19 protein-coding genes and 1 pseudogene are annotated in these 21,186 nt (G+C 64.8%); 12 read left to right on the top strand and 8 right to left on the bottom strand.

Going from position 1 to position 21,186, the window contains the following annotated elements; genetic code table 11:
• Nucleotides 1-89: 89 nt before the first annotated feature.
• Entirely contained in the window at nt 90-1,511 is a 1,422-nt protein-coding gene (gene pabB / locus LQ952_RS08150) for an aminodeoxychorismate synthase component I (RefSeq protein WP_238622166.1), read from the bottom strand.
• Nucleotides 1,512-1,864: 353 nt separating this feature from the next.
• On the opposite strand from pabB, the gene LQ952_RS08145 reads away from it, so the two are divergent.
• From LQ952_RS08145 to moeA, 7 genes are all read left to right on the top strand, one after another.
• On the top strand, nt 1,865-3,070 hold the full coding sequence (locus LQ952_RS08145; RefSeq protein ID WP_238622165.1) for an efflux RND transporter periplasmic adaptor subunit: 1,206 nt from the start codon (nt 1,865-1,867) through the stop codon (nt 3,068-3,070).
• Nucleotides 3,070-6,183, top strand: a complete 3,114-nt coding sequence (locus LQ952_RS08140; protein ID WP_238622164.1) for an efflux RND transporter permease subunit — start codon at nt 3,070-3,072, stop codon at nt 6,181-6,183. Before LQ952_RS08145 ends, LQ952_RS08140 begins: the two co-directional genes overlap by 1 nt.
• Nucleotides 6,184-6,307: 124 nt before the next feature.
• The gene (locus LQ952_RS08135) at nt 6,308-7,870 is read left to right on the top strand and encodes a TolC family protein (protein ID WP_430733760.1); all 1,563 of its coding nucleotides are present in this window, start codon (nt 6,308-6,310) and stop codon (nt 7,868-7,870) included.
• A 13-nt stretch (nt 7,871-7,883) separates the two neighbouring features.
• On the top strand, nt 7,884-8,783 hold the full coding sequence (locus LQ952_RS08130) for an AEC family transporter (protein WP_238622163.1): 900 nt from the start codon (nt 7,884-7,886) through the stop codon (nt 8,781-8,783).
• A 47-nt stretch (nt 8,784-8,830) separates the two neighbouring features.
• Nucleotides 8,831-9,448 (top strand): molybdenum cofactor guanylyltransferase MobA, encoded by a 618-nt coding sequence (gene mobA / locus LQ952_RS08125; RefSeq protein WP_238622162.1) that lies wholly within the window; start codon nt 8,831-8,833, stop codon nt 9,446-9,448.
• 43 nt (nt 9,449-9,491) lie between these two features.
• Nucleotides 9,492-10,502, top strand: coding sequence for a GTP 3',8-cyclase MoaA (gene moaA, locus LQ952_RS08120; protein ID WP_238622161.1), 1,011 nt, complete (start codon nt 9,492-9,494; stop codon nt 10,500-10,502).
• 3 nt (nt 10,503-10,505) lie between these two features.
• Entirely contained in the window at nt 10,506-11,771 is a 1,266-nt protein-coding gene (moeA, locus tag LQ952_RS08115) for a molybdopterin molybdotransferase MoeA (RefSeq protein WP_238622160.1), read from the top strand.
• 63 nt (nt 11,772-11,834) lie between these two features.
• On the opposite strand, the gene LQ952_RS08110 is transcribed toward moeA, so the two are convergent.
• From LQ952_RS08110 to nagZ, 4 genes are all read right to left on the bottom strand, one after another.
• A complete protein-coding gene (locus LQ952_RS08110; RefSeq protein WP_238622159.1) occupies nt 11,835-12,587 on the bottom strand; it encodes an S-methyl-5'-thioinosine phosphorylase in 753 nt (250 codons plus the stop codon).
• Between the two features lie 101 nt (nt 12,588-12,688).
• The gene (locus LQ952_RS08105) at nt 12,689-13,246 is read right to left on the bottom strand and encodes a hypoxanthine-guanine phosphoribosyltransferase (RefSeq protein WP_238622158.1); all 558 of its coding nucleotides are present in this window, start codon (nt 13,244-13,246) and stop codon (nt 12,689-12,691) included.
• A gap of 29 nt (nt 13,247-13,275) precedes the next feature.
• Nucleotides 13,276-13,644, bottom strand: coding sequence for a DsrE family protein (locus tag LQ952_RS08100; RefSeq protein ID WP_238622157.1), 369 nt, complete (start codon nt 13,642-13,644; stop codon nt 13,276-13,278).
• A 126-nt stretch (nt 13,645-13,770) separates the two neighbouring features.
• The gene (gene nagZ, locus LQ952_RS08095; RefSeq protein WP_238622156.1) at nt 13,771-14,817 is read right to left on the bottom strand and encodes a beta-N-acetylhexosaminidase; all 1,047 of its coding nucleotides are present in this window, start codon (nt 14,815-14,817) and stop codon (nt 13,771-13,773) included.
• 420 nt (nt 14,818-15,237) lie between these two features.
• On the opposite strand from nagZ, the gene LQ952_RS08090 reads away from it, so the two are divergent.
• Nucleotides 15,238-15,534, top strand: coding sequence for an Lpp/OprI family alanine-zipper lipoprotein (locus tag LQ952_RS08090; protein WP_238622155.1), 297 nt, complete (start codon nt 15,238-15,240; stop codon nt 15,532-15,534).
• Between the two features lie 316 nt (nt 15,535-15,850).
• Here the strand turns inward: LQ952_RS08090 and hemP are convergent, their stop codons facing one another.
• From hemP to LQ952_RS08075, 3 genes are all read right to left on the bottom strand, one after another.
• Nucleotides 15,851-15,994 (bottom strand): hemin uptake protein HemP, encoded by a 144-nt coding sequence (gene hemP, locus LQ952_RS08085; RefSeq protein WP_238622154.1) that lies wholly within the window; start codon nt 15,992-15,994, stop codon nt 15,851-15,853.
• A 361-nt stretch (nt 15,995-16,355) separates the two neighbouring features.
• Nucleotides 16,356-17,639, bottom strand: a complete 1,284-nt coding sequence (locus LQ952_RS08080; RefSeq protein WP_238622153.1) for a GGDEF domain-containing response regulator — start codon at nt 17,637-17,639, stop codon at nt 16,356-16,358.
• Nucleotides 17,629-17,907 (bottom strand): hypothetical protein, encoded by a 279-nt coding sequence (locus LQ952_RS08075; protein ID WP_238622152.1) that lies wholly within the window; start codon nt 17,905-17,907, stop codon nt 17,629-17,631. Before LQ952_RS08075 ends, LQ952_RS08080 begins: the two co-directional genes overlap by 11 nt.
• Before the next feature lie 191 nt (nt 17,908-18,098).
• Here LQ952_RS08075 and frdA point away from each other — a divergent pair, with 191 nt between their 5' ends.
• From frdA to LQ952_RS08055, 4 genes and pseudogenes are all read left to right on the top strand, one after another.
• Nucleotides 18,099-19,859, top strand: a complete 1,761-nt coding sequence (gene frdA, locus LQ952_RS08070; protein WP_238622151.1) for a fumarate reductase (quinol) flavoprotein subunit — start codon at nt 18,099-18,101, stop codon at nt 19,857-19,859.
• 12 nt (nt 19,860-19,871) lie between these two features.
• A complete protein-coding gene (locus tag LQ952_RS08065; RefSeq protein ID WP_238622150.1) occupies nt 19,872-20,624 on the top strand; it encodes a succinate dehydrogenase/fumarate reductase iron-sulfur subunit in 753 nt (250 codons plus the stop codon).
• Nucleotides 20,624-21,022: a fumarate reductase subunit C gene (locus LQ952_RS08060; protein ID WP_238622149.1), complete on the top strand. Its 399-nt coding sequence runs from the start codon at nt 20,624-20,626 to the stop codon at nt 21,020-21,022. The genes LQ952_RS08065 and LQ952_RS08060 overlap by 1 nt, the downstream gene beginning before the upstream one ends.
• A pseudogene (locus LQ952_RS08055) lies at nt 21,022-21,186 on the top strand (fumarate reductase subunit FrdD); the annotation flags it as partial. The gene LQ952_RS08060 and the pseudogene LQ952_RS08055, both read left to right, overlap by 1 nt.

The raw sequence follows: 21,186 nt of genomic DNA, 5'->3' as shown, positions 1-21,186 counted from the left end.
ATCACAAAAGGCAACGCTGCCAACGCCTGGGGGGTGGACAGGCAGGAGCGCATCAAGGATGGAAAGGCACCTGCCTGCACACAGGACGTTTATCGGCCGTCCGGGGTGGTTTCTTGAATTCCATGACCACCGAACCCGCTCACATCAAGAAGCTGCATCATGGCCGATGCCTTGTCCAGCGTCTCCTGATACTCGTGCGACGCCCGTGAACCGGCGGTGATACCTCCGCCTGCCCAGAACCTCAACATGCCGTGGCTGTGGATCAGGGTACGGATGGCGATATTGGTATTCATGGCGCCATCAAAACCCACATAGCCGATGGCACCACAGTAAACCCCCCGGCGATGCGGCTCCAGTGCCTCAATGATTTCCATCGCCCGCAGCTTGGGAGCCCCGGTAATGGACCCTCCCGGAAAACAACCCCGCAGCAGATCAATGCCGTCCCGTCCCGGCGCCAGTCGCCCGGTCACGGTACTGACCAAATGGTGTACGGTAGCATAACTCTCTACCGCAAACAGTGCCGGCACCGCCACACTGCCGGTGGCGCAGGTCTTGCCCAGATCATTGCGCAATAGATCGACGATCATCACGTTCTCGGCCCGATCCTTGTCGCTGGCCGCCAGAGCCCGCCGCAGTTGCGCGTCCTCGGCGGGCGTCGCCCCCCGGGGACGGGTGCCCTTGATCGGGCGGGTACTCACACACCCATCTCGAAGCTGCAGGAAGCGCTCCGGCGAGTTGCTCAGGATGGCCACTTGCGGAAACCGGAGAAAGGCCCCGTAGGGGGCGGGACTGAGTTCACGCAACCGACGAAACGCCCCCCACGGATCGCCCCCGGCAGGCGCTTCGAAACGCTGAGCCAGGTTGACCTGGTAACAGTCACCCTCGCGAATGAAATCCTGCACCTGAATGAACCGCCGTCGGTACTCAGCGGGCGAGAGGTTGGCACGCAATGGTCCCTGCAGGACAAAACCACCCCGGGCAGACGGCGGCGCAGGGCGGCGGAAACGCCTCACCAGTGCCTCCCAACGCTTGGCGGTGCGCGGATCCCTGCCCTGCCCCACCAGCACACAGGTACGCCGTGCGTGGTCCACCACCACCGCCCAGTCATAGATACCAAGCATCATCTGCGGCAGGGATTCACGATCTCGCGCCAGACAGGGCAAGTGCTCCAGGCGCCGCGCCAGATCATAGCCGAAATAGCCGATGGCCCCGCCGACAAACGGCAGTCCGGCCGCCGAAGGGCCGGGCGCCCCCAGGCAGGCGCGCAGGACCTCGAAGGGGTCCGCCGGCGTTTCTTCCAGTAGCCCACCCTCCCGGTTCAGCACCCGGGTACGCTCACCCTCCGTCACCAGGGTCATGAAGGGATCGGCCGCGAGGATGTCAAAGCGGCCCAGGGGGCGGCCATGACGGGCGCTGTCCAGAAAGACCGCCCAAGGCTCTTCCAGAAGACACTCAAACAGATGGGAGGAATCCTCGGGATACGGCAGGGGTGCCAGGGACACGGCGCACATCAGATGATGAATCCATGGGAAGATAAGGAAAAGACCGGCATTCTACCGAAGGATATTACGGATGAGTCATTTCCGGGCAGACGGGAGCCCAAGAGGAGGTTGCCGAAACCTCTGGGCTCCCGCTTTCGCGGGAGTGACGGGAGTGGGGGCGGAAATGACGGCAACAAGACGGAAGTGACACCCATCAGAACGTCATTCCCGCGAAAGCGGGAATCCAGCCACAGGCTCAAGACCCCTGGCTCCCACCTTGACGCATCATCACGACGGGAGGCCTGTTCAGTGTTTCACGAACCCGATGATCGGATTGTGGTCCCTTGAATGCATTGCCCCCGTTTCAGGACAATTAGCCGCTGATGAAAAAGAAACACCTGCTTACCGCTGCCGCCACCGCCGCCCTCGTGCTACTCATCCTGCTCCTATTCCGACTGGGCGACGATGACGCCGCCCAGCCCGCCGCCGCTCAGCGCGGCCAGACGGCGGTGCCCGTGGCCGTGGCCCCGATCGCCAGCGGCGACATCACCGAACAGGTGATCTTCACCGGCTCCCTGGTGGCCGCCCACCGGGTAGAGATCGCCACCCGGATTGCCGGACGTCTGGAACACCTGCACGTGGACATCGGCGACGCCGTCGAACCCGATGCCCTGCTGGCGGAACTGGATGATGACGAGGTCCGGCAGAGCCTGGAGCAGGCCCGGGCCGAGCTGGCCGTGGCCCGCGCCGGCCTGGGGGAATCTCAGGCCGCCCTGGCCGCCGCCCGGCGGGTCCTTGTCCGCACCCAGGAATTGCGCACCCAGCGCATCGCCTCCCAGTCCGAACTGGAAGCGGCGCAGACCGAACTGGACGCCCAGCAGGCCCGGGTGGCGCTCGCCCGCTCCCAGATCGACCAGCGCCAGGCGGCGGTGCGCAATGCGGAAATCCGGCTGGCCTATACCCGCATCCACGCCGATGCCAAGGCGGAACCCACCCGGTGGCTGGTGGCGGATCGTTTCGTGGACCGGGGCAGCATCCTGCAGGCCAATACGCCCATCCTGGCCCTGGTTGACCTCACCCCCCTGCGCGCCCGGGTGTTCGTCACGGAACGGGACTATGCCCGCCTGTCACCGGGCCAGCCGGTCACCCTGACCACCATCGCCTACCCGGGAGAGACCTTCCCGGGCTGGGTGGAGCGGCTATCCCCGGAATTCAGGGAGGCCTCCCGCCAGGCACGGGTGGAGATCCATGTGCCCAACCAGGATCAGCGCCTGCGGCCCGGCATGTTCGTGGAGGCCCGCATCATCACCCGCACCCTGTCCGATGCCACCCTGGTACCGGTGGATGCCCTGGTGGAGCGCCAGGGTCGGCCGGGCCTGTTCCTGGTGGAAACCACGGACACCGGACCCACGGCACGATTTGTCCCGGTGGAAACCGGTATCGAGGAACGGGACCGGGTCCAGATCATCACCCCGGCCCTGGAGGGGCGGGTGGTCACTTTAGGCCATCACCTGATCAGCGACGGCACCCGCCTGCGTCCGGTTGACCGGGATGAACTGGATGATGTGGAGACCGGGAGCAACCATTGATGAATCCGGCCCGCTTCACCGTCACGCGCCCCATCTTCACGGCCATGGTCACCGCCATCGTGGTCACCCTGGGGCTGATGTCCCTGTTTCGTCTGCCCATCGACCTGATGCCGGAGATCAGTTTTCCCACCGTCTCGATCATGACCGACTACAGCAATGCCGGTCCCGACGAGATCGAACAGCTCATCACCCGGCCCGTGGAAGAGGCCGTCTCGGCGGTACCCGGGTTGGAGGAAGTCACCTCCACCTCATCGGAAGGCTCCAGTAACGTGCGGGTCTCCTTCGGCTGGGGCACGAACCTGGACGCCGCCACCAACGAAGTCCGCGACCGTCTCGACCGCATCATCAACGCCCTGCCCGAAGAGGCCGGGCGCCCTCTGGTCAGACGTTTCGACAGTACCGCCTTCCCGATCATGATGATCGGCGTGGGGGGCAACCTGGACCCCATCGACCTGCGCCGACTCATCGACGACCGCATCCGTCCCCGCCTGGAGCGTGTGCCGGGCGTGGCAGCGGTAGATGTCTGGGGGGGGCTGGAGCGTGAAATCCGGATAGAAGTGGACCCGGACCGTCTCCAGGCCCTGAGCCTGGGCCTGGACGAGATCCGCCAGGCCCTGCGGGATGCCAACGTCATCTACCCCGCCGGCGAGATCGTGCGGGGCCGCATGGACCTGCGTCTGCGCACCCCCGGCGAGTTCGAAAACCTGGACCAGATCCGCGCCACCGTGGTGACGATGCGGGACGGTGCCCCCATCCATCTGCATCAGGTGGCCGAGGTGCGCGATACCCATCAACGCCTCACCCGCATCATTCGCATCGATGACGCCCCCGGCGTGCGCCTGGCCATCCAGAAACAGTCGGATGCCAATACGGTCCAGGTCTCCCGGGCGGTGCAAGAAGAGATCCTGCGCCTGGACCGGGACTTCCCCCAGCTCAACATCGCCACTGCCATCGACACCGCCGGACACATCGAACGCTCGATCGCGAACGTGGGCCGCTCCATCCTCTACGGCGGCAGCCTGGCGGTGCTGGTGCTACTGTTCTTCCTGCGCCACCTGCGCTTCACCCTGGTGGCCGCCACCGCCATTCCGGTGTCGGTGATCGCCACCTTCGGGCTGATCTACTTCGGCGGCTTCACCCTCAACCTGATGACCCTGGGCGGTCTGGCCCTGGGGGTGGGCCTGATGGTGGATAACGCCATCGTGGTGATCGAGAACATCGCCCGCCGCAGCAAGGAAGACGGCATGAGCGCGGTGGAAGCCGCCACCCGGGGCACCGGCGATGTGGCCGCCGCCATCACCGCCAGCACCCTCACCACCCTGGCCATCTTCCTGCCCATGTTCTTTGCCCAGGAGCTGGCCGGCATCCTGTTCAAGCAACTGGCCCTGGTGGTGGCCTTCAGCCTATTCTGCTCCCTGCTAGTAGCCCTGACCCTGGTCCCCATGCTGATGGGGCGGGAGGCGACGGTGAAGACCCGCGCCACCCCCGGCGGCATCCGGCGGCTGGGGACGGCGGCCGGCGGCCTGGTGGGCGCGCTGGAGCGGGGCTATCTGGCCTTACTGGAACGGGCACTGAACCATCGCTGGGTGGTCATCGCGGTGACCCTTGGACTCTTCATCGGCGCCATGGCCCTGATCCCCCGCCTGGGCACCGAATTCATGCCCGCCACGGATGAAGGCCAGCTGCGGATCAGCATCGAGATGGAGCCGGGCACCCGCATCGAGGTCCTGGATGACGCCGTCCGGCAGATCGAAACCATCGTCGCCGCCGAGGTACCGGAGGTGAGCAGCATGATCGCCAGTGTGGGGGCCTCGGGCTTCCGGGCCACCTCCCCCTCCACCGCCAATCTGAACATCGCCCTGATGCCGTTGGCGGAACGCAGCCGTTCTACTGAACAGATTGCTGCCGCCCTGCGCCGGGAGGTCACGGAGATCCCCGGCATCACGGTCCGTATCCGCGCCAGCCAGGGCATGATGATGCGAGGCATGGGGGGCGGGCAGGACGGGGAACAGCTGAGCATCGAAGTCCGCGGCTTCGACCTGGAGACCATCGACCTGGTCGCCCGGGACCTGGCCACCCGCATCAGGGCTATCGAGGGCATCACCGACGTGCGTCTGGGACGGGAGGACGGGCGACAGCAACAGCTGGTGCGCATCGACCGGGCCCGGGCCGCCGACCTGGGCATCAGCGTGGCCCAGGTGGCCCGGACCCTGGAAACGGCCCTGAGCGGCGGCATGGCCGGCCAGTTTCGGGACGGCGGCACCGAGACCCGCATCTGGGTCCAGCTGCAGGGTGCCGAGCACCTGAGCCTGGACGACATCCTCAACATCACCCTGCCGGGACGGGACGGGGAACCGGTCAGCCTGCGCAACCTGGTCTCCCTCGAGGCCTCCGTCGCCCCCCTGCAGATCGAGCGCAAGGAGCAACAACGGGTCAACACCGTCAACGCCAACATCTCCGGCCGGGACCTGGGCGCCATCGTCGCCGACGTGCGTGCCGAACTGGCGGCGATGCCCCTGTCCCGCAACGTAGAGATCCTGTTTGCCGGCGATGTGGAGGAACAGCAGCGGGCCTTCACCGAACTGGGGCTGGCCCTGCTGATGGCCATCGCCCTGGTCTACATGGTGATGGCCAGCCTGTATGAGTCCCTGCGCGACCCCTTCATCGTCATGTTCGCCGTCCCCCTGGCGCTGATCGGGGTAGTGGCCATGCTGCTGGTCACCGGCACCACGCTGAACGTGCAGTCCCTGATCGGCATCATCATGCTGGCCGGGATTTCCGTAAACAACGCCATCCTGCTGGTGGACCAGAGTGCCCGCCTGCACCGCCGTGATGGGCTGAAGGTCCGCGAGGCGGTCCGCGAGGCCTCGCGGCGACGTCTGCGCCCCATCCTCATGACCTCTCTGACCACCATCCTGGCCCTGATCCCCCTGGCGGTGGGTTTCGGCGAAGGCGCCGAGGCCCAGGCTCCCATGGCCCGGGCGGTAATCGGCGGCCTGATCAGTTCCACCCTGATCACCTTGCTGCTGATCCCGGCCCTGTACACCCTATTCCACCGGGACAGGCCCTCCCGGCAGACCGTTGACGGACCCCTGACCCATGCCCCAGCCTGATCGCCCGCATCGACGAGACCTGAACCACACCGAACCGGCGACCCGACGGCGTCCAGCCGGGATCATCCTCGCCACCGGCCTGGTGGCGCTCATACTCGGTAGCGGTGCTCAGGCCCGGCAGGAGATGCCCGCCCATTACACCCCGCCCGGTTGGCTGGATGAACGCCTGGATGCCCACCTGCCCGACGATCTGCCCGTCCCCGATCACCTGCCCTCGGTCACCCCTTCCGCCGCCGGCGCCATGGACCCGGACGCCCTGACGCCGGAGTCCCTGTCCCTGGCGGTGGAACAAGCCGTGTTCCTCGCCCTGCAAAACAACCGCTCCCTCGCGGTCCAGCAGCTCCAGCCCCTGATCACCGGGACATTCGAGGCGGTGGAGCGGGCGGTATTCGACCCGGTGCTGTTCGCCGAGATGAGCCTGCGCCGGGATGAAACCGTCCGCCAGTTCGACCAACGCCCCGATTTTCCCGATCAGATCACTCGCTCCGACCGGGACATCTTCGAGGGCGGCCTGCGCCAGAGCCTGCCCACGGGCACGGACCTGGAACTCTCCCTGCGGACGGTGCGCAGTGACTCCACCCAGACCACTGAACAGTTCACCACACGGGCGGGCCTGACCCTGACCCAGGCCCTGCTGCGGGGCGCACGCATCGACTCCAACCTGGCCCGTCTAAGGCAGGCCCGCCTGGATACCCAAAGCTCCCTGTACGAATTTCGCGGCTTTGCCGAGAGCCTGGTGGCCGATGTGGAAGCGGCCTACTGGGACTATGTCCTGGCCAGCCGCCGTACCACCATCTTCGAGGAATCCCTGGCGGTGGCCCGCCGGCAGTTGGAAGAGACCCGCCAGCGCATCCGGGTGGGAGAACGGCCGGAAACCGAGGAAACCGCCGCCCGGGCCGAAGAGGCCCTGCGCCGCCAGGGACTGATCAATGCCCGTTCCGACCAGGCCCGTGCCCGCATCCGGCTGCTGCAACTGATCAACCCCAGGCATGCCCACTGGGGCACCGCCGTCACCCACCTGGATCAACCGGATCACCAGGTTCCCCCCATGGAGCCGGTGGACCTGCACCTGGCCCTGGCCCGGGACCATCGTCCGGATCTGAACGAGGCCCGGCTGCGGGTGCAGCGGGGAGAGTTGGAGGTGATCCGCACCCGCCAGGGCCTGCTGCCCCGGCTGGATCTGTTCATCACCCTGGGCCAGACCGGCTATGCCGCCGCCTTCGGCGAGGCCTGGCGGGAACTCGACGGCCCCGGCTACGACTACAGCGCCGGTCTGCGCCTGGAACACCCGCTGGGCAACCGCGCCGCGCGGGCGGAATCCCAACGGGCGGGCCTGACCCGTCAGCAATCCATGGAGGCCCTGGGCAATCTCCAACAACTCACCGCCCTGGACGTGCAAAATGCCTGGTTCGAGGCCAACCGCACCCGGGAACAGATCCAGGCCACCCGTCTCACCCGGGAACTGCAGGAAGAAGTGCTACGCACGGAACAGGTCCGGTTCCGGGTGGGTACCGGTACCGCCCTAGCCGTCTCCCAGGCCCAGCGGGACCTGCTGGAAAGCCAACTGGAAGAGGTCGAGGCCCTGATCCGTCACCGTCAGGCCCTGACCGAACTCTACCGCCAGAGCGGTACCCTGCTGCTGCGACGGGGTATCGAGGCGCCGGGCGCGGAACGGGTCGATCTTTGATAACTTTTCATCCATGAATCCACTGAACATCCTGCTGCCCACCTTCGCCCTGGTGGTGCTGGGCCATCTGCTGCGTCGTCATGCCGGTTTCAGCCCGGGTTTCTGGTCGGACCTGGAATGGCTGATCTACTACGTCCTCTTCCCCGCCCTGCTGTTCGGCGCCCTGGCCCGCCGCCCCCTGGAACTGCAGAGCGCGGCGGGCATGATCTATACCGGGGTCATTTTCATGACGGCAGGGATGCTGTTGGGATACCTGGGACGATACCTGCTCAGGCTGACGGAGACCGAGTTCGCCTCCTCATTCCAGTGCGCCTTCCGCTTCAACACCTACATCGGCTTTGCCATCCTCGGCGGCCTGTATGGCGCCGAAGGGGTTGCGGTGTTCGCCATCCTGGCCGGGTTCATGGTGCCCCTGGCCAACCTGGGGGCGGTCTGGGCCCTGGCGCGCCACGGCAATCAGGGCCTGCTGCGGGAGCTGGCCCGCAATCCCCTGGTTCTGTCCACCTTCGCCGGGCTGGCCTGGTCCCTGTCCGGCTGGCCCCTGCCGGAGATGGCGGACACCACCCTGCGCTTTCTGGGCGAGGCCGCCCTGCCCCTGGGCCTGATCGCCGTGGGTGCGGGCCTGCGGCTGGCTGGCCTGGGCAGCCGCCTGCCGGCGGTGACCTACCTGAGCATCGTCAAGCTGCTGCTGGTCCCGGCCGTCGCCCTGGCCGCAGCCACCCTGTTCGGCCTGAGCGGCCCCTATCTGGCCTCGGCCCTGATCCTGGCGGCCCTGCCCACCGCTTCGTCCGCCTATATCCTGGCGGTGCGCATGGGCGGAGACGGACAGATCGTCGCCGCCATCATCGCCACCAGCACCCTCGCCGCCGCCCTCACCCTGCCGTTCTGGATCTATGTCGGGCTGGGTGCCTGACCGGGAACTGGCCGCCCCCCGGTCAATGACATAGAATCAGTCACCATATGCATAGTCCGGACCATCAGATCACCGTGACCGGGGCCATCCTTGCCGGCGGCAGGGGGACGCGCATGGGCGGCCGGGACAAGGGACTGATCTCCCTGGCCGGCGGTTACATGGTGGAACGGGTGATCGCCCGGCTGCGCCCCCAGGTGTCGGACATGCTGCTCAATGCCAACCGGAATGAGACCTTCTACGCCGACCTGGGTCTGCCGGTGATCGGAGACGGCATCGGCGGCTTTGCCGGTCCGCTGGCCGGGCTGGCGGCCTGCCTGCGGGCCAGCCGGCATCCCTGGGTGGTGACCTGTCCCTGTGATGCGCCGCTGCTGCCGACAGACCTGGTATCGAGACTGATGCAGGTAGCCCATGAGCAGTCGGCCGACCTGAGCGTGGTCCACGACGGCGAACGCCTGCAGCCCCTCTTCGCCCTGGTACCCACCCGTCTGGTGCAGGATCTGGAACACTGGCTGGTGAATGGAAACCGCAGGGCAGGCCGATGGTTTGAGCACCAGGGGGCGGCCATCACCGATTTCTCGGACTGCCCCGAGGCCTTTTTGAACATCAACACCCCCGCAGACCGGACTGCGGCCGCCGGATTCCTGGACGCAGACAGGTTGATATAACGATAAGCCACAAAGGCAACCCCATCACCGAGGAGTGCAGCCCATGAACCCGCCGATCCTGCCGCCCCCCCTGCTGGTCGACCGTTTCGGCCGCCAGGTGACCTATCTGCGCATCTCCGTCACGGACCGCTGTGATTTTCGCTGCGTCTACTGCATGGCCGAAGAGATGCGGTTCCTGCCCCGCCAGCAGCTCCTCACCCTGGAGGAGATCACCCAGATCGCCCAGGCATTTATCGCATTGGGCGTCACCAAGATCCGCCTCACCGGCGGCGAGCCGCTGGTGAGGCGTGGCATCATGGCCTTGTTTGAAGCCCTCGGTGCCCTCGACGGACTCAAGGACCTCTCCCTGACCACCAACGGCTCCCAGCTGGTCCGCCATGCCGGGGATCTGCGGGCCGCCGGGGTCAGCCGCGTCAACATCAGTCTGGACAGCCTCAAGGCCGATCGATTCCGCCGCCTCACCCGCACCGGTAACCTGGACCAGGTACTGGCGGGCATCGAGGCGGCCATGGATGCCGGCTTTGCCCGCATCAAGCTCAACAGCGTGATCCTCAAGGGGCGCAACGAGGACGAGATCCTGGACCTGGTGAATTACGCCCGCATCCGGGATCTGGACATCAGCTTCATCGAGGAAATGCCCCTGGGCCTCATCGGCGATCATGACCGGGCCGAAGTCCATTATTCCAGCGACGAGGTCCGGGCCGACATAGAAGCCAGGCACGCGCTCATTCCCACCACCGAGCATACCGGTGGCCCGTCACGCTACTATCGGCTGGACGGCGCGTCCATCCGGGTGGGTTTCATCTCTCCCCACAGTCATAATTTCTGCGACAGCTGCAACCGGGTGCGGCTCACCGCAGAAGGTCGGTTGCTGCTGTGCCTGGGCCAGGAGCATGCCGTGGATCTCAAACGGGTGATCCGGGCCAACCCCGGTGACCGGCAGGCCCTGCAGACGGCGATCCGGCAAAGCATGCCGATCAAACCCTGGGGCCATGAATTCCAACTGGGCACACAACCTCTCATCTTTCGACACATGAACCGCACAGGCGGCTGATCCATGGCCAACCCCCCCTCCCTTCCCTCCTGCTGCAATGATCACGATCCCGACGCCCTGAGCCTGGAGCAGGCCCGTGCCCAGGCACTGACCCAGGTAGGCCCGGTCCAGGGCCGGGAATGCCTGATGCTGCGCCTTGCGCTGGGCAGGGTGCTGGCGGACCCGGTCATCGCCCCCGGCCCGGTCCCGGCCCACGACAATGCCGCCATGGACGGCTACGCCCTCGCGGGCGCCGACCTCCCGCGGCAAGGGACGGCCGACCTGGAGATCATCGGCACCGCCTGGGCCGGACGGCCCTTCCTGCAGTCCATCCGGCAGGGGCAGTGCGTGCGCATCATGACCGGCGCCATGATCCCGTCCGGTTGCGACACGGTGATCATGCAGGAGCACGTGGAAGTCCAAGGCCGACGCGTGCATGTCACCACCGGCCACCGGCCGGGAGAGAACATCCGGCCCGCCGGGGAGGATATCCGTGCCGGTCAGAACGTCCTGGAAGCGGGAACCCTCATCACCCCGGCTCGCCTGGGCCTGCTGGCCTCCCTGGGCCGGGTGGAAGTAAGCGTGTATCGCCGTCTGCGGGTGGCGTTGTTCTCCACCGGCGATGAACTGACCGCCCTGGGAAGGCCGCTGGCGGCGGGAGGTATTTACGACAGTAATCGCCATACCCTGTTCGGCATGCTGGCGCGGCTGGGGGTGGAACTGATCGACATGGGCGTGGTGCGGGATGAACCCCGGCACCTGCGGGAGGCATTTGAGGAAGGCGCCCGCTGTGCCGACGTGCTGATCACCACCGGTGGGGTATCGGTGGGCGAGGCGGACTTCGTGCGCGAACTGCTGGGGGAACTGGGACGGATCAGCTTCTGGAAGGTGGCCATCAAGCCTGGCCGTCCCATGGCCTTCGGCCACCTGGGGCAGACCGTGTTCATGGGCCTGCCCGGCAATCCGGTATCCGCCGCCGTGACCTTCTACCAGATCGTCCAACCGGCCCTGCGGCGCATGATGGGCGAGACCGATGTGTCACTGCCGCCCAGCTTCCCGGTGCGCTGCCTGTCGGATCTGAAAAAACGCCCCGGCCGGATGGAATTCCAGCGGGGCGTGCTGAGTCTGGAGGACGACGGAGAATGGGTCGTCCGGGCCACCGGCTCACAGGGGTCGGGGGTCCTGAGCGCCATGAGCGAGGCCAACTGTTTCATCGTGCTGGACCTGGAACAGGGTCCGGTAGCGGCCGGCGGCTTGGTCAAGGTACAGCCATTTCAGGGGCTGATCTGACTTCGCATGACCCAGGCAAGCCCCTCTCCCCTTGCGGGCGAGGGGCTGGGGTAAGGAAGCGCTTCACAGGGTGGGAATGATGTTCTCCAACAGGGTACGGACATTCACCATGCCCTCGGCCACGTTGCGATCCACTTCCTCCATGGTGATCTCACCCTGGCCCTCGCCCCGGCCGGCAGCCCAGTTGGCCACCACGGCGCAAGTGGCGTAGCACAGCTCCAACTCCCGGGCCAGGGCCGCCTCGGGCATGCCCGTCATGCCCACGATGTCGCAGCCGTCCCGCTCCAGACGATTCACCTCCGCCGCCGTCTCCAGCCGCGGCCCTTGAGTCGCCCCATAGGTACCCCGGTCCACGAAATCCAGACCGATCCTGCGGGCCTCCTGGATCAGCGCATGACGCAACTCCTCGCAGTAGGGATAGGTGAAATCCACATGGGTGACGTGACTCAGGTCCGCCTCGAACAGGGTATGGGCACGGGACCAGGTGTAGTCGATGATCTGATCGGGGAACACCAGCCGGGGCGGCGCCATCTCCGCCGTGATGCCTCCCACCGCGGCCACGGCCACCACCCGACGGATACCGGCATTCTTCAGCGCCCACAGGTTCGCACGATAATTGATCCGGTGGGGCGGGATGGTATGTCCATACCCGTGACGGGCCAGAAACATGACTTCACGGCCGGCCAGCACGCCATGAGTAATGGGGCCGGAAGGCTCACCATAGGGGGTATGCATCACCTCACGGCGGGTGATCTCAAGGCCCTTGAGGGAAGTCAGTCCGGTGCCGCCGATGATGGCGATGGTGGTATCAGTCATTAGGTCCTCTTGATGCAACAGGCCGGACAGTACCCCCGTTCAGGATACCGTCCGTGGGGATATGGAGGTCATAAGAGCGGCGAAAGCACGCTATCAGGGCTTCAGCAACCCTTCACGGCATAGATGCCGGGGACATTGCGCAGGTATTCCTTGTAATCCATCCCGTAACCAAAGACGTAACGGTCTTCCACCTCCACGCCCAGGTAATCGGCCTCCAGGCCCGGCACCCGACGGTCATGATGCTTGAGCACCAGCGCCGCTGACAGGACCTCGCGTGCCCCCTCCTGACGACAATAATCCAGGATGCCAGCCAGGGTATGGCCCTCATCCAGGATGTCATCCAGCACCAGGACGGTACGGTCCTTGAGCGAGGTCTGCGGTTTCACCAACCAGTGCAGTTCCTCACCCCCGGTAAGCGCACCCCGGTAACGGGTTGCATGGAGATAGTCCACCTGCAGGGGAAAGTGCAGTCGGGTCAACAGGTGACCGGCAGCCACCACGCCGCCGGTCATGACGCACAGTATCAAGGGGTTGCCATCTGCCAGGTCCCGGGTGATGGCCTCAGCCATGCGGTCCATGGCCGCCTCCACCTGTTCACGCGGCACGAGGCAGTCAGCCTCGGCCAGAACCTGTTTCACATGCTCGGGGGTAACAGACATGGCAACCCTTTCTGGTTTTGACGCAAAGATCAGTAAGTGAATGTTACGGTATCGTCGTCCATGGCCTGGCCGATCACATAGGCGCCGCCCACGGTTTCTTCGATCTCGGGGATCAGATCGTCCCCCCACAGATCCAGGGTAGGCGTGCAGACCTTGAAGTGCGCCCCGGCCTCATGGGCGTCCTTGATGAAATCATACACCGACTTGGTGCTTCCCTCCTGCACAAACAGGTTCTCGGCCACGCCCTTCTTCGCCAGTTCGCCGGCGCGGCCGGTCATGACCACCTCCACCTCGTACTCCATGGCGGCGGCCACGGTGGCCTGAAAAAAGGGCGCCCCCAGCTCGGAGGGGTTTTTCGGATCGGTGTTGACCATGATGATGAGTAATTTATCGGCCATTATCGTGTGTCTCCTCAGGTGGTGCAGCCTTATGTTGCAAAGGCATTATAGGCACCGGTTTCCAGGACCCACAATGTATAAGAGCCGCTTATTCCGGGATCAGAAAAGGCCGCTGTCACCGGCATCTCAGACCGGTAATTCCAGGTTCGGATCGTCATCCAACGCCCGGGCAATACGCACCGCCGCCGCCCACTCCGCGTCTGCCTCCAGCACGTCCCAGGTCGGGGCACGACGCCCATGCAGGCGGGCCAGGCGGGCCATGGAAACCGGGTCCGCATGCCCCTCCAGGGCATCAAGTACCTTCACCGCGCCTTCAGGGTGATTGCAGACCAGCACCATGTCGCAACCGGCCTCAAGGGCCAGCCGGGCACGCTGGGGAAAATCGCCGAAACTGTCGGTGGCGGCCATGCTCAGATCGTCGCTGAAGATAGCCCCCTTGAAGCCCAGGTTGCCGCGCAGCACGCGTTGCAACCAGATCGGGGAAAAACCGGCGGGTAGCCCATCCACCTGCTCATACACCACGTGGGCGGGCATGATGCCGGCAATACCTTCCCTCACTAGCCGCTCGAAGGGCTGCAGATCATCATGCAGGATCCGGTCGAACGGCCGCTGATCCACAGGCAGGGACAGGTGGGAATCCGCCTGCACCCCCCCGTGTCCGGGGAAATGCTTGCCCACGGCCTCCATCCCGGCCGCCCGCATGCCGGCCACGACCTGATGGCCCAGTTCTCCCACCACCTCGGGCTGGCGATGAAAGGCCCGGTCACCGATCACGCCGCTGCAGCCGTGGGCCAGGTCCAGCACTGGGGCAAAGCTGAAATCCACACCCGCGGCGCGCAGCTCCACCGCCAGCAGCCAACCCAAAGTCCGGGCCGCACGGCGGGCAGCCGCCCGATCACGATCGTGCAGAGCGCCCAGGGCGGCCATGGCCGGCAAATGGGTGAATCCCCGGCGGAAACGCTGCACCCGGCCACCCTCGTGGTCCACCGCCACCAGCAGATGGGGATTCCGCACGGCATGGATCTCGGCCACCAGGGCGGTGAGCTGCTCGCGGGATTCGAAATTGCGGGTAAACAGGATCACGCCCCCCACCCCGGGGCGCTTCAATAACTGCCGCTCCCAGGCCGTCATGGACGTGCCTTCCAAATCCACCATCACAGGCCCAAGGGGCATGACGCACACTCTCCTGGCTCGGAAAGCGGGAATTGTAACCAAATCCCCACGGGTTTCACGTCACTGGACAAGAAAGCCGAAGACAAAAAAACGGGGTGCCGAGGCACCCCGCAAGCAGGAGGAGTAAACGATGACCGACATGGCCAAGAGAACCGGATGTCAGACGCTTGAAAGAAAAGCACAAAGCATGCCATAAAAAAATGGCGCGGCAGTTCCATTTTGATGCCAACACATTGAATGAAATGCTCTTTTTTCAGGCAATGCTGCAAATAACGCCCCAACGTGGTGCAAAGACCACTTTCTTTTAGTCCGGTATTTTGTGACCGATTAAATATCTTTCGGGGGGATACTATGGATACTTAAAGCCTCCTGTTAGAATTCAATTCCCAATCCTACAACCCAGCTTGACCGGAGGTTCCAATGCAGAAAGGAATGTTCAAAGTGGCCATGGCTTCAGCAGCGGTCCTGACGCTGGTGTTGACCACGGGCTGTGCCACGACCAGAAATCTGGAAGAAAACCGCCAGTTGATCGACAACGCCAAGGTCACCAGCGACCAGGCTCTGCGCACCGCCAACGACGCCAAGGCCGGCGCCGACCAGGCCAACCGCACCGCCAACGAAGCTAACCGCAAGGCTGACCGCGCCCTGCAGGAAAATGCCCGCCTGCGCGAGATGATCGAGCGCATGGAGCGTACCTACCAGCGCCCCGGCAAGTAATTCCCGCCCCGGATTTCACAGCGCGGCCCTCTTGCCGGCCGCGACTGCCTGCCCCTGATGAAAGCCCGCCTCATGGCGGGCTTTCCTTTTGTGCCCCACCAAAACCGTTTCAGGGCGGTGCAAGTGCCTGGAACACAATTTGGCGGATCAAAAAACAATAAATGAGAATAAGAACAATACGGCCAAACGGCCTTCAGCAACGTCTACAACCAGTTGCTGGAACCTCGCGGGCTGCGGGTTGCCATGAACGTGGATTTCTAGGCCGATCCTGAGATCCACCCCGGCCCTTGATTCATGTGAGCAAGGGCCGGACACCTCACTTGGTGAGAATCAACTTCCCCTTGCTGGTGACCCGCAGGGTATAGACCGCCCCTTGGTGCTCGATCTGCAACTGACGCCGGCCCTCTAGCAGGTCCCTGCTGGAAAGCAGCCTGCCCCCCTGGGAAGATACCGGTTCCACGCCGTCCTCCGGCGTCCTCTTCCCCCCGGTCAAGCGGTGTTTTTGCTCCTGCTGCATCAGGACACTCTCTCTGCGTCAGAATCCAGGCAGCCGCGCGCGACTGCAGGACCGATGTTCAATCAACTGGCAGAGGATTGTTATTGATAATCGTTATTATTGTCAAACTCTATCGTACTCCTGAGTGCACTCTGAACGCGTCATTCCCGCGAAAGCGGGAATCCAGTGGTGGACTGGAAATCCTGGACTCCCGCTTTCGCGGGAGTGACGGCAGAGATGGGTTTGGAGTGACGACAAGGAGAGGTTTGGGAGTGACGGCAGAGATGGGGTTTGGAGTGACAGCAGGAGCTGTGGTCATCAGCAGTCACGGGTTCTCTTGCTCCATACGTACCTGATCCCTGCCCGAGGATTTGGCCTCATAGAGCAGTCGATCGGCCCGGGTCAGCATGTCCTCCAGTCCGCTGCCGAGATGTACCGCCATCCCCAGGCTTGCGCTGAGCGGCACGGCCTGTCCCTTGATCGTCAGGCACAGGCCGGCAATCCCGGCCCGAAGCTTCTCGGCCAGCACCCGCGCCTTGCGGTTATCCATATCCTGCGCCACGACACAGAACTCCTCTCCCCCGTAACGGGCCACGATGTCGGAACTGCGAGTGATGTCCGTCAAATGGTGAGCCACCTTGCGGAGCACTTCGTCGCCGCCAAAGTGACCAAAGCGATCGTTGACGCTCTTGAAATGATCCAGATCCATCAGGATCACCGCCAGACCATGACCCGTCCGAGTGGCGGCATCGAACAGCATCCCGCCGGCATCGGCCAGATAACGGCGATTGTACAGACCGGTCAGTGGGTCCCGGTTGGCGCTCTCCTCCATGCTGCGGATCAGTTCGATCAGCTCCACGTTCTGATTCACACGGACAAAGAACTCCTCTTCCAGAAAAGGGCGGTTAATGAAGTCGTTAGCACCCGCCTTGAGCAGGCGGGCGGAGAGCATGCCCGAACCGTAATGGGACATGCCGATGATGCAAAGATGGCTGCGGCAGTAGCGCTGACGGATACGGCCGATGAGCGTGACACCATCCATACCCGGCATGTTCTGGTCGCACAGGACCAGCCGGATGTCCTCATGCTGCGCCAACTGTGCCAGGGCGGACACCCCATCCCGGGCCTCCCGCAGGCGATAACCGTAGCGGCGCAGCAGTTCCATCAGATAGGCCCGGGCGGAGTTGGAGTCATCCACCACCAGCACACTGACATGGCGATTGCGATAGATGCGCTCCACCGTGCGCACCACATGCTCGATTTCAGAGGGGTTGGTCTTATTCACATAGTCCACGATGCCCATGTCCATGAGGCCATCGCGCTCGTTGTCATCCAGACCGGCGGTCAGCACCAGGGCCGGCACCCCCTGGGACAGCACCCAGGGCACCACCTCGCCATCCGGGGCATCGGGCAGATTGAGGTCGAGCACGGCCAGAAACAGCTCGTCCTTGCGTGCCAAAACCATCTGTTGCGCCTCTTCCAGCGTACCGGCCACCAGAACCGTCACCCCATTGATGAGGCCGATGCGATCCGCCAGCAGGCCCGCCACCGAGCGGCTGTCTTCCACGATCAGCAGGGTATGGCCCCGCTTGCCTACATCATTTGCCATGAATCACCTTGGGATGTTCTGAATACGTCATTCCCGACTTGCCATGAATCACCTTGGGATGTTCTGAATACGTCATTCCCGACTTGCCATGAATCACCTTGGGGTGTTCTGAATACGTCATTCCCGACTTGCCATGAATCACCTTGGGGTGTTCTGAATACGTCATTCCCGCGAAAGCGGGAATCCAGCGACAGACTCCACATTCCGGATTCGCGCCTTCACGGAAGTGACGACAGGAGACTTGTTCAGGGTTTCCCTTGCCGCTCACGGCATCAGGGACCAGGCAAACTTGGCCCCATATATTAGACCAAGACCAGGGCGGACAACTGCTCCTTCGGCACAAGGCTGGAAGAACAGGAGGTGGTCGGCGGAATCTCGCGCCTTTTTGACCTGTCAGGAAGTGTGACCGCGAGGAATCCTGCTAAAGTGCTTGCACACCATCCACAACGGGATTCATCCATGCAGGTCATCCAGTCCGACGTGGTCATCATCGGCGGCGGAGGTGCCGGACTCCGGGCCGCCATCGCCGTGGCACAGGAAGCCCCGGGGCTTTCCGTGGCCCTGGTTTCCAAAGTCGTCCCCATGCGCAGCCACACCGTCGCCGCCGAAGGCGGCTCCGCCGGGGTGATCCACCCGGACGACAGCCTGGATAAGCATTTCGACGACACCGTCTCCGGCGGCGACTGGCTCTGCGAACAGGATGTGGTGGACTACTTCGTCGGCCAGTGCACCCGGGAAATGATCCAGCTGGAACAATGGGGCTGCCCCTGGAGCCGCCGGGACGACGGCAGCATCAACGTGCGCTTCTTCGGCGGCATGAAATCCCCCCGTACCTGGTTTGCGGCGGACAAGACCGGCTTTCACATCCTCCACACCCTGTTCCAGACCTCGCTGCAATTCCCCGCCATCCGGCGCCATGACGAGTTCTTCTGCACCGACCTTTTGGTGGAAGACGGTCGCCTGCAGGGCGTGCTGGCCCTGTGCATCGCCACCGGCGAACCGGTCCTGTTCCAGTGCAAGGCGGCGGTACTGGCCACCGGCGGCGCCAGCCGGGTCTTCGGCCAGAACACCAATGCCGGCATCGTCACCGGCGAAGGCATGGGCATGGCCTACGCCCAGGGCGTCCCCCTGCGGGACATGGAGTTCGTGCAATGGCACCCCACCGCCCTGCCCGGCAGCGGCATCCTCATGACCGAAGGCTGCCGCGGCGAAGGCGGCATCCTGCTCAACAAGGATGACCACCGCTACCTGCAGGACTACGGCCTGGGTCCCCTGGACCCGTGGCCCCGTCCCCGCGCCATGGAGCTCGGTCCCCGGGACCGTCTGTCCCAGGCCTTCTGGCACGAGGATCAGGCCGGCCGGACCCTGCAGACCCCCCACGGCACCGCGGTCCATCTGGACCTGCGCCACCTGGGGGAGAAGAAGATCATGGAGCGCCTGCCCATGATCTGCGAACTGGCCCGCACCTTTGCCGCCGTGGACCCGGTCACCGCCCCCATTCCGGTGCGCCCCGCCGTGCACTACACCATGGGCGGCGTACTCTGCGACGTCCACGGCGCCACGCCGCTGCCCGGCCTCTACGCCGCCGGCGAGTGCAGCAGCGTAGGCATCCATGGCGCCAATCGTCTGGGCTCCAACTCCCTGGCCGAACTGCTGGTCTTCGGCCGCGCCGCCGGCCTGTCCGCCGCCCGCCATGCCCGTGAAACCCATGCCGCCTCCGCCGCGCTCCAGGCCCAGGCCGAAAGCCGGGCCGCCGTGCACCTGGACATGCTGCGCCGGGAAGGCGGCACCCGGGTGGCCCGGCTGCGCCAACGTCTGCACGAGATCATGGAAGCCGGCGTCGGCATCGTCCGCGAAGGGCCGCGCATGGCACGGGCCTGCGAACAACTGGCGGAGCTGCGGGAACAGTTCCGGGCCGGGGTGGCCCTCGATGACCGAAGTCGTGCCTTCAACACCGAATGGCTCACCGCCATCGAACTGAGCCATACCCTGCAGGTGGCCGAGGCCATGGCCCATGCCGCCCTGCTGCGACAGGAATCCCGCGGCGCCCACATGCGCATCGACGGTTTCGAGGCCCGGGACGACGAACGCTTTTTGTGTCATTCCCTCATCCACAGCCAGGGCGACGCCCCGCCCCGTGTGACCCACAGCCCGGTCACCATCACCCGCTCCCAACCCAGGGCGCGGGTCTACGGCGGCGCCGCCCAGAACCAGTCATAACCGGGGGATACCGTGAGCCAGACCCGCACCATCATGATCGAGTGCCTGCGTTATGATCCCGAGCAGGACCAAGCCCCCCATTACCGGACCTATGAGGTCCCCTTCACCGACGAGATGTCGGTACTGGAAGGGCTGCAATACATCAAGGACCACCTGGACGGCAGCCTCACCTTCCGCTGGTCCTGTCGCATGGCCATCTGCGGCAGCTGCGGCTGCATGGTCAATCACCAGCCCATCCTGAGCTGCCAGAGCTTCCTGCGGGACTACTATCCGGCCCGCATTCGGGTGGAACCCCTGGAACACTTTCCCATCGTCAAGGACCTGGTCATCGACCAGAGCGACTTCCTGGGCAAGCTGGAATCCGTCACGCCCTACCTGGTCCCGGCCCAGCCGCTCACCCCGGAGGACGGCCCCAACCTGCAAACACCCCGGCAGATCGAGGACTACCTGGGGTATGCCCAGTGCATCAACTGCCTGCTCTGCTACGCCGCCTGCCCCCAGTACGGCCTCAACAATGAATTCACCGGACCGGCCGCCCTGGCCCTGCTGGCCCGCTACAACGCCGACTCCCGGGATGCCGGACAAAAAACCCGCATGGAGGTGGTGAATGCCGAGGAAGGCGTCTGGGGCTGCACCCTGGTGGGGCTGTGCTCGGAGGTCTGCCCCAAGCACGTGGACCCGGCCCGGGCCATCAACCGCAACAAGATCAATAGCACCCAGGATTACTTCCTGCGCTTCCTGGCGCCCTTCGGGAGGGGTTCGTGATGACGCCTGCACCCAAGACCTACGTCCGTCCCATGAACCGCTGGTGGATGCGCCATCCCGCCTACCGGCGCTACCTGTTGCGGGAAGGCACCAGCGTGATGGTGGCGGCCTACGCCCTGTTCCTGCTCGCCGGCATGGTCTGCCTGGTGCTGGGAGAGGCCGCCTTCAACCTGTGGCGGGGCTTTTTGCAGTCGCCGGTGTCGGTGATCTTCCATCTGGCGGCCCTGGCGGCCTTCGCCTTCCATGCCTGGACCTGGTTCAAGGTCATGCCCCTGACCACCCCCCCGATACGATTCCGGGGCCGATCGGTCCCTGACCGGATGATCTTCCGCGCCGCCCTCTGGGCCTGGGGCATCGCCTCCCTGATCCTGCTGGTGCTTGCCATGAGGTTTCTGTGATGAGAACCCGTTCCCACGAACCCATCGTCTGGTCCCTGTTCGGCGCCGGCGGCGTCTTCGCCGCCCTGCTGGGCACCATGCTGGTCCTGATCATCGGCATCCTCGTCCCCATGGGCCTGGGTTTCGGTCCCGACGCCATGCACTACGACACCCTGCGCAGCCTG

The sequence above is a fragment of the Ectothiorhodospira lacustris genome (assembly GCF_022227785.1).
Taxonomy (GTDB): domain Bacteria; phylum Pseudomonadota; class Gammaproteobacteria; order Ectothiorhodospirales; family Ectothiorhodospiraceae; genus Ectothiorhodospira; species Ectothiorhodospira lacustris.
The sequence above is the reverse complement of the archived record's forward strand: the minus strand, read 5'-3'. Positions and strand labels throughout refer to the sequence as shown.

Coding starts and splice junctions, on each gene's coding strand:
- pabB (WP_238622166.1), bottom strand. CDS start 1,511: ATGTGCGCCGTGTCCCTGGCACCCCTGCCGTATCCCGAGGATTCCTCC.
- LQ952_RS08145 (WP_238622165.1), top strand. CDS start 1,865: ATGAAAAAGAAACACCTGCTTACCGCTGCCGCCACCGCCGCCCTCGTG.
- LQ952_RS08140 (WP_238622164.1), top strand. CDS start 3,070: ATGAATCCGGCCCGCTTCACCGTCACGCGCCCCATCTTCACGGCCATG.
- LQ952_RS08135 (WP_430733760.1), top strand. CDS start 6,308: ATGCCCGCCCATTACACCCCGCCCGGTTGGCTGGATGAACGCCTGGAT.
- LQ952_RS08130 (WP_238622163.1), top strand. CDS start 7,884: ATGAATCCACTGAACATCCTGCTGCCCACCTTCGCCCTGGTGGTGCTG.
- mobA (WP_238622162.1), top strand. CDS start 8,831: ATGCATAGTCCGGACCATCAGATCACCGTGACCGGGGCCATCCTTGCC.
- moaA (WP_238622161.1), top strand. CDS start 9,492: ATGAACCCGCCGATCCTGCCGCCCCCCCTGCTGGTCGACCGTTTCGGC.
- moeA (WP_238622160.1), top strand. CDS start 10,506: ATGGCCAACCCCCCCTCCCTTCCCTCCTGCTGCAATGATCACGATCCC.
- LQ952_RS08110 (WP_238622159.1), bottom strand. CDS start 12,587: ATGACTGATACCACCATCGCCATCATCGGCGGCACCGGACTGACTTCC.
- LQ952_RS08105 (WP_238622158.1), bottom strand. CDS start 13,246: ATGTCTGTTACCCCCGAGCATGTGAAACAGGTTCTGGCCGAGGCTGAC.
- LQ952_RS08100 (WP_238622157.1), bottom strand. CDS start 13,644: ATGGCCGATAAATTACTCATCATCATGGTCAACACCGATCCGAAAAAC.
- nagZ (WP_238622156.1), bottom strand. CDS start 14,817: ATGCCCCTTGGGCCTGTGATGGTGGATTTGGAAGGCACGTCCATGACG.
- LQ952_RS08090 (WP_238622155.1), top strand. CDS start 15,238: ATGCAGAAAGGAATGTTCAAAGTGGCCATGGCTTCAGCAGCGGTCCTG.
- LQ952_RS08080 (WP_238622153.1), bottom strand. CDS start 17,639: ATGGCAAATGATGTAGGCAAGCGGGGCCATACCCTGCTGATCGTGGAA.
- frdA (WP_238622151.1), top strand. CDS start 18,099: ATGCAGGTCATCCAGTCCGACGTGGTCATCATCGGCGGCGGAGGTGCC.
- LQ952_RS08060 (WP_238622149.1), top strand. CDS start 20,624: ATGACGCCTGCACCCAAGACCTACGTCCGTCCCATGAACCGCTGGTGG.